The 12,730-nt window shown below is 64.3% G+C and carries 17 protein-coding genes; 4 read left to right on the top strand and 13 right to left on the bottom strand.

Translation table 11 applies throughout. The features are described 5' to 3' along the window. Window positions 1–132: 132 nt before the first annotated feature. From IC757_RS03020 to erpA, 3 genes are all read right to left on the bottom strand, one after another. On the bottom strand, window positions 133–1,413 hold the full coding sequence (locus tag IC757_RS03020) for a metal-dependent hydrolase family protein (RefSeq protein ID WP_190975924.1): 1,281 nt from the start codon (window positions 1,411–1,413) through the stop codon (window positions 133–135). A gap of 92 nt (window positions 1,414–1,505) precedes the next feature. After that, window positions 1,506–2,327, bottom strand: coding sequence for a hypothetical protein (locus IC757_RS03015; protein ID WP_190975923.1), 822 nt, complete (start codon window positions 2,325–2,327; stop codon window positions 1,506–1,508). 39 nt (window positions 2,328–2,366) lie between these two features. Continuing rightward, complete coding sequence (gene erpA, locus IC757_RS03010) at window positions 2,367–2,708, bottom strand: iron-sulfur cluster insertion protein ErpA (protein WP_263405580.1); 342 nt, start codon at window positions 2,706–2,708, stop codon at window positions 2,367–2,369. Between the two features lie 352 nt (window positions 2,709–3,060). Between erpA and IC757_RS03005 the strand changes: the two genes are divergently transcribed. Further along, complete coding sequence (locus IC757_RS03005) at window positions 3,061–3,489, top strand: CopD family protein (protein WP_223846231.1); 429 nt, start codon at window positions 3,061–3,063, stop codon at window positions 3,487–3,489. 118 nt (window positions 3,490–3,607) lie between these two features. On the opposite strand, the gene nudE is transcribed toward IC757_RS03005, so the two are convergent. Genes nudE through gspG form a run of 10 tightly spaced genes read right to left on the bottom strand, consistent with a single transcriptional unit; the run spans window position 3,608 to window position 10,193 of the window. After that, window positions 3,608–4,174: an ADP compounds hydrolase NudE gene (gene nudE, locus IC757_RS03000; protein ID WP_190975922.1), complete on the bottom strand. Its 567-nt coding sequence runs from the start codon at window positions 4,172–4,174 to the stop codon at window positions 3,608–3,610. Continuing rightward, window positions 4,158–4,925, bottom strand: coding sequence for an inositol monophosphatase family protein (locus tag IC757_RS02995; RefSeq protein WP_411913476.1), 768 nt, complete (start codon window positions 4,923–4,925; stop codon window positions 4,158–4,160). The genes nudE and IC757_RS02995 overlap by 17 nt, the downstream gene beginning before the upstream one ends. Before the next feature lie 38 nt (window positions 4,926–4,963). After that, complete coding sequence (gene gspN / locus IC757_RS02990; protein WP_190975920.1) at window positions 4,964–5,674, bottom strand: type II secretion system protein N; 711 nt, start codon at window positions 5,672–5,674, stop codon at window positions 4,964–4,966. Continuing rightward, complete coding sequence (gspM, locus tag IC757_RS02985; RefSeq protein WP_190975919.1) at window positions 5,667–6,152, bottom strand: type II secretion system protein GspM; 486 nt, start codon at window positions 6,150–6,152, stop codon at window positions 5,667–5,669. Before gspM ends, gspN begins: the two co-directional genes overlap by 8 nt. Beyond that, window positions 6,149–7,321, bottom strand: coding sequence for a type II secretion system protein GspL (gene gspL / locus IC757_RS02980; RefSeq protein WP_190975918.1), 1,173 nt, complete (start codon window positions 7,319–7,321; stop codon window positions 6,149–6,151). The genes gspM and gspL overlap by 4 nt, the downstream gene beginning before the upstream one ends. A gap of 15 nt (window positions 7,322–7,336) precedes the next feature. Next, on the bottom strand, window positions 7,337–8,254 hold the full coding sequence (gene gspK, locus IC757_RS02975; protein WP_190975917.1) for a type II secretion system minor pseudopilin GspK: 918 nt from the start codon (window positions 8,252–8,254) through the stop codon (window positions 7,337–7,339). 8 nt (window positions 8,255–8,262) lie between these two features. Beyond that, complete coding sequence (gene gspJ, locus IC757_RS02970; protein ID WP_190975916.1) at window positions 8,263–8,877, bottom strand: type II secretion system minor pseudopilin GspJ; 615 nt, start codon at window positions 8,875–8,877, stop codon at window positions 8,263–8,265. Next, complete coding sequence (gene gspI / locus IC757_RS02965; protein WP_190975915.1) at window positions 8,874–9,233, bottom strand: type II secretion system minor pseudopilin GspI; 360 nt, start codon at window positions 9,231–9,233, stop codon at window positions 8,874–8,876. The genes gspJ and gspI overlap by 4 nt, the downstream gene beginning before the upstream one ends. Beyond that, window positions 9,230–9,745, bottom strand: coding sequence for a prepilin-type N-terminal cleavage/methylation domain-containing protein (locus IC757_RS02960; protein WP_190975914.1), 516 nt, complete (start codon window positions 9,743–9,745; stop codon window positions 9,230–9,232). Before IC757_RS02960 ends, gspI begins: the two co-directional genes overlap by 4 nt. Window positions 9,746–9,755: 10 nt before the next feature. Beyond that, complete coding sequence (gene gspG / locus IC757_RS02955; RefSeq protein ID WP_317976858.1) at window positions 9,756–10,193, bottom strand: type II secretion system major pseudopilin GspG; 438 nt, start codon at window positions 10,191–10,193, stop codon at window positions 9,756–9,758. A gap of 93 nt (window positions 10,194–10,286) precedes the next feature. Between gspG and IC757_RS02950 the strand changes: the two genes are divergently transcribed. From IC757_RS02950 to IC757_RS02940, 3 genes are all read left to right on the top strand, one after another. Continuing rightward, window positions 10,287–11,021: a 16S rRNA (uracil(1498)-N(3))-methyltransferase gene (locus IC757_RS02950; protein WP_190975912.1), complete on the top strand. Its 735-nt coding sequence runs from the start codon at window positions 10,287–10,289 to the stop codon at window positions 11,019–11,021. Next, window positions 11,018–11,656, top strand: a complete 639-nt coding sequence (locus IC757_RS02945) for a hypothetical protein (RefSeq protein WP_190975911.1) — start codon at window positions 11,018–11,020, stop codon at window positions 11,654–11,656. The genes IC757_RS02950 and IC757_RS02945 overlap by 4 nt, the downstream gene beginning before the upstream one ends. Before the next feature lie 108 nt (window positions 11,657–11,764). Beyond that, entirely contained in the window at window positions 11,765–12,730 is a 966-nt protein-coding gene (locus IC757_RS02940; protein ID WP_190975910.1) for a DUF4438 domain-containing protein, read from the top strand.

The raw sequence follows: 12,730 nt of genomic DNA, 5'->3' as shown, positions 1-12,730 counted from the left end.
CATGCCACCGCAGCTTCCCCCTTCCGCACAGCCAACCGAAAGCCCCCTCACTTCACACCTTACTCAACTCACCGATAGGGGGGCGGGAGGGCAGAGCCTCCCCGACCCCTATCAGGTCAAAACCGCCCGGCCCTACCGCTCGACGAAAACCTCCCCATCCCGCATCACAAAGCGAACATCCATGAGCACTTCGACATCTTCGAGCGGGTCGCCTGTGACTGCGATCAGATCTGCGGCATAGCCTTCGCGCAGCTGGCCCAGGCGGTCGGACTGGCCCAGCAGTTCGGCGGCCTGGATGGTGGCCGCACGCAGGGCATCGGCCGGGCTCATGCCGGCTTCGACCATGAAACCGAATTCACGGGCGTTGTCGCCGTGTGGGCAGACGCCGCAGTCGGTGCCGAAGGCGATACGCACGCCGGCTTCATGGGCGCGGGCAAAGGTGTCCTGGATCAGCGGGCCGATCTCGGCGGCCTTTTCGGCCACCATGGGCGGAAAATAGCCTTCGACCTCGGCCTTGTCGGCAACGAACCGGCCGGCCGATATGGTCGGCACGTACCAGGTGCCGCGGTCAATCATCATCTGCATGATCTCGTCGTCCATGTAGGTGCCGTGCTCGATCGAATGCACGCCGGCCTGCACTGCGCGGCGCATGCCTTCGGCACCATGGGCATGGGCGGCCACATGCATGCCGTAATCAGCCGCCGTGGTGATGATTGCCTCGAGCTCGTCATCGAAGAACTGGGCATTTTCTCCGCTGCGAGCCACGCTGAGCACGCCGCCGGTGGCAGTGATCTTGATGACGTCAGCACCGTCCTTGTAGCGCTGCCGCACCGCCTTGCGGGCCTCGGCCACGCCGTTGATCACGCCCTCGCGCGGGCCGGGATCACCCATGATGTCCGATCGCCAGGCGTTGGTCGGGTCGGCATGACCGCCGGTGGTCGCCAGGGACTTGGCGGCGGTGAAGATGCGCGGCCCCGGAACCAGCCCGGCGCCGACCGCATCGCGCAGCGCGATGGTGGCATTGAACGAATCACCCAGGTCACGGACAGTGGTGAATCCGGCCTCAAGCGTAATGCGGGCGAAATTGGCGCCACGCAGTGCGATGTCGGCCTCGTTCATGGTGAATCGATGCACGTAGGCCTCGGGGCTGGATTCCGAGGACAGGTGGGTATGCATGTCCATCAGGCCCGGCAGGCAGGTGTATTCCCGCAGGTCGATCCGCTCGGCCCCGTCGGGCACTTCAGGATGTCCGGCAATGACCTCGGCCACCGACTCATTCTCAACAACCACGGTATGAGCATCCAGCGTACGGCCGTCGGCCACATCGACCAGCGAGCCGCACTGTACCCAGACGGCCCCGTGCACGGCGGGGGTCGCCAGGACAAACATCAGTCCACCGGCCAAAATCAGCATCGATTTCATCATTTTCACTTTAACTTTCTCCCGAAAACAGTTCATATCCACTAAACGATGATCCAAGGCCGCCTTGCCGCGAAGCGCCCCCCTCAGACCAGAAATCCGGCCAGCAGCATGACACTCATGACAGCCAGCCACAACACCAGAACTCGCCACATCATGCGATGCGCCACGCTCAGACCCTGATCGAAACCGTCTTCCGGTGCAAGGATCGCACCGGCCACTGCCGACAACGAGGCCGGCGTGGCCAGCCAGGCCGGGTGTTCTCCCCGCCATTCGCGCCACGCGCGCCACACCCGGTCGAAGTCTCCGCACAGACCCACCCCCAGCGTGAGCAGGATCAGTACGGGCCAGTCCAGCACGATTCTGAGGCGGGCCAGCCAGTCGATCTCGCCTGGCCCGAGGTCGGGTATCTGCAGCGCCTTGCGGGTGATCCGATATAACAGAGCTCCCGGAATACCGAGCACGACAAACCAGAAAAGAATACCGAACCAGCGTGAAAGCGCACCGTGAAGCACGGCTTCGGCAGCCTCCGGGCCACTGCCGTCGAGGTCAAGCTGCATCGCCTCGGCGGTTTCACGTACATGCGCCGGATCATCACTGGCAGCGCGGCCCAGCAAGGTGGCCACATCCTGATCGAGGTCTCGCGGCCCCAGCGTGTAGACAAACACGGCAAGCGCCAGCAACATCCAGCCGAATAACCCCATGAGTGCGGTGACCAGCCAGACAGCCAGCACCGGGGCTCCGATGCCGATAACCAGCACCAGCAACAGCGCCAGCCAGTCGTGATCAGGAAAACGTTTGCGCAGCGGGCCCAGCGGCCACAGCAACCAGTCGAAGTTGCGCCACCGGCCCACGGCCGTGGCCAGGTGGCTGATCAACAGGCCAGCCAGTACGATAAGCACGGTCATGGCAATGTCATACCACGAAAACCGCGCGGGATGCCAGCGTCAGGCCAGTCCGAAAGAGGATCCACAGCCACAGGTCGTGGCTGCATTGGGATTGCGAATCACGAAGCGGGCGCCCTGCAATGATTCGCTGTAATCGACTTCGGCGCCCTCGAGATACTGGAAACTCAGCGGGTCGATCACCAGCGTCACGTCTTCGCGGGTCACGGTCACGTCACCGTCATCGATTTTCTCGTCGAAGGTAAAACCGTACTGAAAACCGGAGCATCCGCCGCCGGTAATATATACGCGCAGCTTGAGCTCGGGATTGGCTTCCTCAAGAATCAGCTCGCGAACCTTGGCGGCAGCGGCCGGGGTAAAGATCATGGGTTCCGCTTCGGTCACTTGACTGGACTCCACTTCGGTTGCATCGCCGGTTTGGACAACGAAAAGATGGCGACTGCTCAAGGAGCTGTCAAGCCCGGCTGGCTCGGCGAATTCGTTCAGGATGCCCCGGGAGGCTCGCGAGACAGCGGGTTGCAGGCCCTTTGGACAGAGAAAAAGAAAGCGGCCATACGACCGCTTCAATGCAAAGTGCCCCAAACCGGACGGTTCTGCACTTGATTATTTGTCAACTCATGATGTTGTATTTTCATGAATTTTTTGTCATGTGCGCGTCGTTTATACCCTGCTGGCGGGGGCTGCGTCAAGTTGCGATTGGCGTTGAAGTCAATGACAATACGGCGCTGCCGCCCAAATGGACGATGCCATGCTCTGGCTGGAAGCGTTTCACATTATCTTCGTCGTGACCTGGTTTGCCGGAGTGTTCTACCTGCCACGGCTGTTCGTCTATGCTGCCGAAAACCCGGCCGGAGAACGCTACGAGTTGCTGCTGGTCATGCAACGTCGGCTCATGGGAATCACCCACATCGGCGGCGCACTCGCCGTGGCCTTCGGAACGGCACTGCTGATCGCCCAGCCCTGGCACCTGCAGTCGGGCTGGATGCACGTCAAGCTCGCCTTCGTCGTGGCGCTGATCGCCTACCACCTCTACTGCTGGAAACTCATCGGCGTGTTCGCCCGCGGCGAGAACCGTCGCAGTTCAAAATGGTATCGCTGGTTCAACGAGATCCCGGCGCTGATCCTGATCGTGGTGGTGGTGATGGTGGTAGTGAAGCCTTTTTGAGGCGGTGAAAGGTGAAAGGAGGGATGGCTGTTTGCCTTCTTTTCTAACCGGGTGGCCAACGGCGAGGTGCTGGCCATTGGCCAGCCAAAACAGCTAAAACCACTGCAAATCCCGCCATTTACCTTTTACCTTTCACCTTCTCTCTCGCCATATACAACGCCGCAATCGAGCGCCCCTCGGTGCAGTCGTCGCGTTCGATCAGGCTGACCAGGTCGGCCAGCGGCCACTTGATGACTTCCAGCTCTTCGGGTTCGTCGCCCGGCAGGCGGGAGGGATAGAGGTCGCGGGCGAGGATGACGTGGGTAGTGTGGGTCATGTAGCCGGGCGCCAGTGTCAGGTGGCCCAGTTCTTGGAGCTCGCGCGCGGCGTATCCGCATTCTTCCTGAAGCTCGCGGTTGGCACCTTCCAGCAGTGACTCGCCCGGCTCCAGCCGCCCCTTGGGCAGGCCGAGCTCGTAGCGATGCACGCCGCAGGCGTATTCGCGCACCAGCAGCACATGCTCGTCGTCTGGCATGGCTGCCACGATGACGGCCCCCAGCCCCCGGCTCAGCAATCGTTCGTAAACCCGGCGCTCCCCGTTGGAGAACTCCAGATCCAGCTGTTCGATCCGGAAGCGGTCGGCCGGACGTTTCTCGCGCCGACCGTGGATGATCGGCAGCGGCGGTGATTCATCCCGAAATGGCATGGCAGGAGGATAGCAGTTGCTGATGCAGTTCGGGTGAGGCCGCCAGCACCGACCGCGTGTCCAGTCCGGGCGGCCGGCCTTCCAGGTCGGTGAGAACGCCTCCGGCTTCACGCACGATGACGGCCAGCGCGGCAATGTCGAGAATATTGACGTCGCTTTCGATCACGGCATCCTGAGCGCCCTCGGCCAAACGATGATAGCCGTAGAAGTCGCCGTATCCACGACACCGCGCTGCTTCCGCGACGATCTGGCCGGCCCATGCCCAACGCGCGTCGCCGGCCAGGGAGCGCAGATTGCCGAAGCTGATATCGGCCCGGCTCAACTCGTTGACTGGCCGAACTCGCGCGCGACGATCGTTGATCCAGGCACCACCGCCGGACACCGCCCAGGCCGTTTCCGCGAATGCCGGCGCCGACGACACCCCCATGACCAGCTCGTCATCGACCATCAGAGCAATCTGCACCGACCAGAACGGCAGCCCGCGGATGAAGCTTCTGGTGCCGTCAATCGGATCGATCAACCAGAGACAGCGACTGCTGCCGGCACGACCGAACTCCTCCCCATCGATGGCATGATCGGGAAAATGCCTGCCGATGATGTCCCGAATGGCGCTCTCGGCTTCCCGGTCGGCAATGGTCACCGGGCTTTCGTCGGCCTTGGTCTCGACCTCAAGCCGGCCGCGAAAATAGTGCATGGCCACCCGGTCGGCGGCCCGGGCCGCGTCTCGGGCCACACTCAGCGCCTGTTGCAGATCAATATCGTTCATGTTGTCATCTCCTGCCCGCGAGCCTACCAACCCAGCCTGCCGCGGAGCTGGACCCGCACCTGTCCATCCGGCTGTTTTTCTCCAAGGCGGGCCAGTTGCGACACCAGGTCGGGACGGTCGACCGACGCCCGCAGCCAGATATCGACGTCGTAATGGCTGGCATCCAGGTCGATCCGGCCCTGCACATGCACACTGGCCGGACGCAGTGACTCGACCCGAATCTGCTGGCTTTCACCTTCGCGACGAAGCTGCAGCCCCACCTCGCCCAGATCTTCGTGGACGGCCCCTTCGAGCCGGGCTTCACGCCAGACCAACTCGCCGACGATCTCCGGCACCTGACCCGGTGCAAGGCTTAGGCGGTCCAGATCCACATCGATGTACCCGCCGGGGCGAACGTACATCAGCCAGTGGACCAGGTCGACCCGGTCCAGCCCCAGTTGCCCCGAGACTTCACTGAGCGACAGGCCATCGCCGCCCGGACGCCAGTAGCCCTGCAGGCGGGTCGCATCACCGGAGGCCTGCCAACCCCAGTGCCAACCCTTGTCCCAGCGCCATTGGACCCGCATCGGTGCATGACCCGGCTGGCGCCACTGCGCCTGTCCATTCCATACCGTGCCCCGGACCTGTTCGACGCCATCGGGCAGATCCACCCAGTGGGTCACCACCCGGGCCGGGAGCGTTGCCGCGATGATCAGGGGCAGTGCCAGCAGAACCAGCCAGACCAGTTTACGCATCGGCCACCAGCGTGACTCGCACGTTGACCTGACCGCGGGCCCGGGCACGATCGACCTGCAGCTGACTGACCCGAATCGGATAAGACCGCGACAATTGCTCCAGCCAGCCCATGGCGCTTACAAAATCGGCGCCATCAAGCCAGACCCGCACCTGGCGCTCGCCGGCTGGTTCGATACGACTCAGGGCACCGGCCAGCCCGGCCTCACGCGCGGTCTCATCGGCCAGGCCAAGCAGCGAGCGGCCTTCCAGCGAAGTCGCCCGCTCTCCGGTCTGACGCAACTGCTCGGTCATAGGGGCCACCGCGTCAAGCCAGTCCAGCAGTGCCTGCTGACCGGCTACACGTTCTCGTTCAACCGCGCGCGATTCGTGCAGCGGTTCCCAGACCCACACGTACAGCAGCAGTGCACCCAGTACGACCCCGGCCAGTCCCAGCACGCGCCGTTGACGCGGATTGAGTTGCTGCCAGTATTCGATCACCCGCCACCTCCACTGACCCTGATGCGCCCGCTGGCGCCGTCGTCATCCAGGCTGGCCGAGCGCACATCAGCGGCCAGGTCCAACGCTCGCAGGCGCTGCTCAAGCTGATCGAGTGCGGCCACGTCGGGAGCACGCAGGCTCAGTTCCAGCTCTCCGTCCCGGTAGTTGAGGCCATCGAGCACGATATCGTCGCGACTGTCGATCACCGGCGCGGTCCGGTTCATCAGATCCAGCAGTCCGGCGGCCTGACCGAAACGCAGGCGGGCCAGCTCCTGTTCAGCCTGCTCGCGCGGTCGCACCACGCGCCCCACATCGGGAAACATCTCGCTGAATCGTTGCTCGATGTCCGACTGCAGGCGCTCGGATTCGCGTTCGAGCTGACGGGTTTCAATCGCCGCGCTGACAACCACCAGCAGCAACAGACCGGCTGCCAGTCCGGCACTCCAGCGCCAGTAACCCCTGGCCGCCACCGCCGAACGCGGCGAGTAAGGACCGCTGAGCAGGTTGATGCCGGAAGCCCAGGCGCCCGCGGCCAACCAGTGGTCAAGGCTTTGCGAATCGGCCACCTTCGTAATGGCGCTGGCATCGAGCCAGCCCGGTTGCTCGCCGCCGTACCAGATGACTGCAACCTCACCGTCGATCAACCCTTCCAGCAGCTCTGCCGCCAGCTCGGCCTCGAAACTGGCGAAGTCCATGCGACCCCAGCGTGCCAGGATGCGACCCTTGCGCTCCGCCAGGGCCAGCTCCCCGGCCTGCCAAGGCAGGCACAGCGCGTCCGGGACCATGCGTTCGGCAGGCTGGTCGGAAAAAGCCTGGGCATACTCGTCCATGGCATCCTGCCCGATGACGACACAGGCCACCCGCCCCTGGTCATCACGCGAACCGGCAACAACATGCTCGTCCTCGGCACTGCCGGCCAGGTGCTCTTCCGCCGCCCAGCGCAACGCCTGCAGACGACGACTGGATGGCAGTTCGGGCAGCTCGACTTCCAGCCCCATGCAACGGCCGGCATCGACCAGAACGGTCTGCGATCGATCAGCCGGCCAGTCCGGAGCATCGGGTGGGCAACTGCCCGATTTCCGGGTTCTTCCCTGAGCATCGAGCAACGCCCAGGGGCACTCGGCACCGAGTGCGTGAATCAGGAGATTGTCCGATCCGGATCTGGCCATCGTGCTGTCGGGAACTCAGGGTACGCCCTGGCTGAGATAACGGAACTCATCATAACCCGGCCCCGCGGCCGTCAACAGACGGAAATAGTCACGCTCGATGCCGTCGAGCACGACGCGTGACTGCGCCAGAAACCAGAGGCTGCCGGTAGTCAGGTAACGCTCCATGCCCGGCTGGGCCAGGGGCTGAATCACTGGATGCTCAAGAAAGGCCGAACGGCTGGAAAACGGCCCATCGGCCATCACCCGCCGGGCCTGATCGTCATCGAGCTCCTCGAACAGGCTGGCGACCAGCTCGGCCGGTGCGGTATTAATGTTGATGATCATGTCCGGATTGGGCAGCGCGGTCACGACATCGGCCAGTTGCTGCCAGGCATCGGCATCGACGCTGCGCAGCCAGCGCAGCTCGCTGGGCGTGGCCATCGGACTGCCGGCCGTGCGGTAGGGAGGGTTCAGGCGCATGTACCAGTCATCGGCGGCACTGCCGGGCCGCGGCATGGTTGCACCTTCCAACCAGTCCAGCAGTTCCTCGGCAATCCCGGCTTCCAGACCGAGCCGGTCGAGCAGACGGGCAAAGGTGTCGCGAGCCCGCGCTGCATGGGCAGCATCCGGGTGAATCAGTGCATTGACGTTGAACCTGGCCTGCTGATCGATCAGACGACCCTGGACAAATCCACCGGGCACTTCGAACGGCTCGGTCCAGGTGCCATCCAGTACCGTGGGGTCGACTTCGCCGCCCTGTGCCCGCCGAATGGTCTCGGCGGCCAGCGATTCCATGCCCCGGGCATACTGCCAGGCCCGTTCGCTGATCAACAGGGCCTCGGTGCGTGCCATGCCTTGCTGACCCCGCTCGATCAGCGCCACCGCGATCACCGTGGCCAGGGCCACGGCCAGCAAGGCAATCAGCAGCGCACCACCCCGCTGACGGTCTGGCATGGGCAAGCTCACAGCAGCACCACCACGCGCCGCAGTCGCCCGAAACGTGCCGAGTCCACGGTGACCTCGATGGCGGTCGGCAAGCGGCGGAGTTCGTCTTCATCGGGTGGCCAGCGGTCCTGCCAGCGACCCTCGCGATCACGATAGCTGAACTCCAGGCGATTGACGCGGGGCAGAAGATCTTCGGCAAATGACGCGGTGGCCGGCACCCTGTCAGTCACCGGCCAGCTGGTTCGTTGCAAATCACTGCCCGCCTGTTGCCAGGCAAATCGCTGCAGGGTGGCACGGTCATGATTGGCGGGGTTGGCCCAGCCTGCACGTGTACCCTCCAGGTGACTGCGCTCACCCGCCAATGCCGGTTCGAGACGACCGTCCGGCCCGCGCACGCTGCGACTACTCAGCTGGCGCAGGTCACTGTCCAGCCGCGCCAGCGCCATCTGCAATTCGGCGAAATCCTCCGATCGCTCACGATGATCCAAGGCCGCACGACTCAGGCCATCGAGCGAGACATAAGCCGCGCCGGCAAGAAAGGCGAAGACTGTCACGGCCACGATCACCTCGATCAGCGTGTAGCCGCGACTGCCCGCCGGCCCGCAGCCATTGACAGGGCTCACCGGCTTCATGGCGCCAGAAACCCGGTGTGTGTGAGTATCGGGTCGCGCCGATCCGAATGCGTGTAGACGGCCACATCAGCCCGCAGCAACTGGCCTCCCGGGGCTTCCTGAACCAGCACATCCCAGTACCACTCGCGCTCGCCCATGTCGCTCACCCCCTGGCGACTGCCGGTCTCGACACGGGACTCCAGCCGCAGCTCCGCGAGCACATTGTCGGCCACCCACACCGCCATGGTGCGCTCCTCGAGGTGGAACTGGCTGTCGATGGCCTGGCTGCCGGCCCGTGCAAGAGCCGCAATAGCCACCGCCACCACCGCCAGGGCGACCAGTACCTCGAGCAGGGTAAAGGCCCGCGTCGACTTCATCGACCGGCCTCCACCCGCAGGCGTCCAGGCCGGTCTGCGCTCAGACTTGCCCGCAGGCCACCGCCTTCAAGTGTCAGCGTGAACAGGCTCAGTTCGCCCAGCGGGTCGCACCACAGTTGCGGCAACTCCGGCTCCTCGTCGAGGCGCGCACGGTAGCCGGTCACATCCAGGCTGGGTTCCAGGCCGCCCTGCCAATGGCGCGGGCGGTTGATGCCCTCACCACTCAAGACAACCCAGCCGTCGCTGGCCGACTGCCAGAAATCGTATCCTTCCTCGGTGATGCGAATGCCACGCGGGCGGGACTGAAACATGGCCTGGTCGCACTGCGCCTCGATCAGGGCCGCGAGGCGCTCAAGCTGACGATCGGGTGACATCTCGGTGCGCCAGTCGCCCATGCGCAGCACGACAACACCCACCATGATGGCTCCAATGGCCACCACGACCAGCACTTCGAGCAGGGTAAAGCCGCGCGCCGGCGCACCCGGCGCGTAACCGCTCGCCGGATATCTCACCGCTACCGGATCAAAGATTCCAGTTGCCGATCTCGGCATCCTTGCCCTCGCCACCCGGCATGCCGTTGGCCCCGTACGACCACACGTCGATCTCGCCATGCACGCCGGGCCGCAGATACTGGTATTCGCGTCCCCAGGGGTCTTCAGGCAGACGGTCCAGGTAGCCCCCGGGTCGCCAGTTGGGTGCCTCGGGCTGCCCCGAGGGTTGCCGCACCAAGGCTTCCAGCCCCTGCTCGGTCGACGGATAAGTGTGGTTGTCGAGCCGGTACATGTTCAACGCGGTTACCAGCGCCTGCACGTCCTGCTTGGCGCGTGTCACCATGGCCCGGTCCGGCTCGTCCATGACACGCGGTACAACCACGGCTGCGAGAATCCCGATGATGACCACCACCACGAGGATTTCGATCAGCGAGAAGCCGCGCGCGCGGCGGACGGGAAAACGTGTCATCGTCATCGACCTTTGACTACACTGGTTGCGGTAAACGTTCATCATACGCCGATCAATCATTTGCATGAATACCTGTTTGCAGACCGCGGCAACATGACTCGGCCCGTCCGAATCCACACAAGCCGACCGCTTGAGCTCGACCAGACGGTTGAGCTCGAGACCCGACCCGCGCGGCACCTGGTCAAGGTGCTCCGACGCCGCGCCGGCGACCCGGTCGTGCTGTTCAACGGCGACGGCCGGGAATACTCCGGCACCATTGCCGAGAGCCGACCACCGGGTCACTGCAGCGTGACCGTCACCCGGGCTGAATCGCCGGCCGTCGAATCGCCGCTGGCCATCACCCTGGTCCAGGCCATCGGTCGGGGCGAGCGCATGGACTGGACCATTCAGAAGGCCTGCGAGCTGGGCGTGGCTGCCATTATTCCGGTATTCACCGAGCGCACCGAGGTGAAACTCGATGCCCGGCGGGCCGAAAAACGCCTTGCCCACTGGCATGGCGTGGCGGTGGCAGCCTGCGAACAAAGCGGCCGGGTACACATACCGCATATTGGCACTCCGCTTCAATTGACCGCGTTGAAGCCGGAAGTATCCCCGCGCTTTTATCTTGATCCGACGGCCGATTGCACCATACCGGCCATGGCGGCGCCGACGGCGGGCCGGGCCATGCTGGCCATCGGTCCCGAGGGCGGCTTCGCCGATCACGAGATCGAGTGGCTGAAACGCCGGGACTTCGAGGGACTGCGCCTGGGCCCCAGGGTCCTGCGCACCGAGACGGCCGGGCCTGCCGCCATTGCCATCCTGCAGGCGCTGTTCGGGGATCTGCAATGAACTATGCCAGGCGAAGGCGACTGGCTCGCGCACGGCAGTGGCTGGTTGATCACGACAATCGCGCCACTTTTACCATTCTCTACATCACCCTGGCGCTGGTGCTGTCGATGGCCATCTCCATGTTCTGGCTGGCCGCGGTGGTCGCCGCCCACGGAATCATCGAATACTGGGCACTAGGCCGCAATGGCGTCGATGACCGGCGGCTTGGGCGCACGCTCTGGCACATCAAGCTCGATATTGCGCTGGTACTCGCCGCGCTGTGGCTGGGCCTCTACATCGACCTGCTGTTCGGCATCGCCGGCCTGAGTGCGGCCGCGCGCACCGGCGCACAGGCCACGGCCCGCTTCGTGGCCTGGCAACGCACCATCCGCGGTGTGCTGCTGGCCACCGACGAGGCGGCACTGGCGGCCAAGGCAGCACTGGGCAACAACGGCAAGGACTCGGTCCAGACGCCGCAGAAGCGGGACATACCCCCGCGGCCCTGGCGCCAGCGCTGGAGCATCGGCGACTGGCTGACCATGGGCTCGATCGCCATCTTGCTGGTCATGATCCTGGCCGCGCCGCTGATGACCGATCACAGCGTGGCCGAGGCCATCGCGATTCTGGCCGAGGATCTGCATCCCTGGCCTTACTGAGGTTTGAGGTTCGAGGTTCTAGGTTTCAGGTGTCGGGGGCGGTGGAGATGACCTGGCATGGCCGTTTCATTTAACATCGCTGCTGGTCCAATCATCAGGTATTCAGCCATGCGCAAGATCCTAACCGCTCTAACCACCCTGCTGCTCGCCCTGCCGCTGGTTGCGGTCGCCGAATTGCAACCCATCGAGTTCAACGCCGAGGCACTGGTCGAGCAGGCCGTGATCGGCGAGATCTCGCAGCCGGCCATGCGCGAGTCGATCTACCGGGTCAAGGCCGATGGCTCGGTTGCCATGGTCCCCGGCACCGGCTCGATCACCTACAACTACCGTACCGGCGACTCGGCGGTGGACATGGCCGGCAATCACGTCGAACCGGCCGTGAGCATCTACAACCTCGGTTCCGACCGTTCCCGCACCGGCAATGACAACCGTGCGCTGAACGCCCTGTCGATGATCGGCAACCAGGTGCGAATCGTCTCCGGCGAAGCGACCGGCGAGACCGGCTGGGTGATCGGCAAGCATGGCGGCGTGGAGCATGTCATGGTCGATTTCGCTCCGGAGGTCTATGACCATCTGGTCATTGGTGATCGCATGCAGGTGCGCACGGTCGGTGGCGGCATGCGCCTGACCAACGTCGAGGATGTGCGCGTATTCAATGCCAGCCCCGATCTCATCGAGGCCCTCAACGCCAACGGCGCCGGCGTCACCGCCGAAGGTCGTCTGCGAGTTCCGGTCACCCACGTCATTCCGGCCAAGATCATGGGCTCTGGCCTGGGTCGCGATCACGTCTACACCGGCGACTACGACATCCAGATGTTCGACGACGACGTCAACGAGCGCCATAACCTGAACAGCCTGCGCTTCGGCGATATCGTCGCCATCAGCGATGCCGACCACTCCCACGGCCGCACCTGGCTGGGCGGCGCGATTTCGGTGGGCGTGGTGGTTCACGGCAAGACCATGACCGCCGGCCACGGCCCCGGCGTGACCACGCTGTTCACCTCGCCGTCAGGCAACATCGAGCTGGTCGAGGACGCCGAGGCCAACCTCAAGTCACTGCTCGAGATTCCTTAG

Source organism: Wenzhouxiangella sp. AB-CW3, from assembly GCF_014725735.1.
Taxonomy (GTDB): Bacteria; Pseudomonadota; Gammaproteobacteria; order Xanthomonadales; family Wenzhouxiangellaceae; genus Wenzhouxiangella.
The sequence above is the reverse complement of the archived record's forward strand: the minus strand, read 5'-3'. Positions and strand labels throughout refer to the sequence as shown.

Excerpts from the sequence above, each read along its gene's own strand:
- gspJ (WP_190975916.1), bottom strand. The coding sequence starts at position 8,877 with ATGAAGCCGGTGAGCCCTGTCAATGGCTGCGGGCCGGCGGGCAGTCGC.
- IC757_RS03015 (WP_190975923.1), bottom strand. The coding sequence starts at position 2,327 with ATGACCGTGCTTATCGTACTGGCTGGCCTGTTGATCAGCCACCTGGCC.
- gspI (WP_190975915.1), bottom strand. The coding sequence starts at position 9,233 with ATGAAGTCGACGCGGGCCTTTACCCTGCTCGAGGTACTGGTCGCCCTG.
- gspN (WP_190975920.1), bottom strand. The coding sequence starts at position 5,674 with ATGCGTAAACTGGTCTGGCTGGTTCTGCTGGCACTGCCCCTGATCATC.
- gspL (WP_190975918.1), bottom strand. The coding sequence starts at position 7,321 with ATGGCCAGATCCGGATCGGACAATCTCCTGATTCACGCACTCGGTGCC.
- gspK (WP_190975917.1), bottom strand. The coding sequence starts at position 8,254 with ATGCCAGACCGTCAGCGGGGTGGTGCGCTGCTGATTGCCTTGCTGGCC.
- IC757_RS02945 (WP_190975911.1), top strand. The coding sequence starts at position 11,018 with ATGAACTATGCCAGGCGAAGGCGACTGGCTCGCGCACGGCAGTGGCTG.
- IC757_RS02950 (WP_190975912.1), top strand. The coding sequence starts at position 10,287 with ATGACTCGGCCCGTCCGAATCCACACAAGCCGACCGCTTGAGCTCGAC.
- IC757_RS02940 (WP_190975910.1), top strand. The coding sequence starts at position 11,765 with ATGCGCAAGATCCTAACCGCTCTAACCACCCTGCTGCTCGCCCTGCCG.
- nudE (WP_190975922.1), bottom strand. The coding sequence starts at position 4,174 with ATGCCATTTCGGGATGAATCACCGCCGCTGCCGATCATCCACGGTCGG.
- IC757_RS03020 (WP_190975924.1), bottom strand. The coding sequence starts at position 1,413 with ATGCTGATTTTGGCCGGTGGACTGATGTTTGTCCTGGCGACCCCCGCC.
- gspG (WP_317976858.1), bottom strand. The coding sequence starts at position 10,193 with ATGACACGTTTTCCCGTCCGCCGCGCGCGCGGCTTCTCGCTGATCGAA.
- IC757_RS03005 (WP_223846231.1), top strand. The coding sequence starts at position 3,061 with ATGGACGATGCCATGCTCTGGCTGGAAGCGTTTCACATTATCTTCGTC.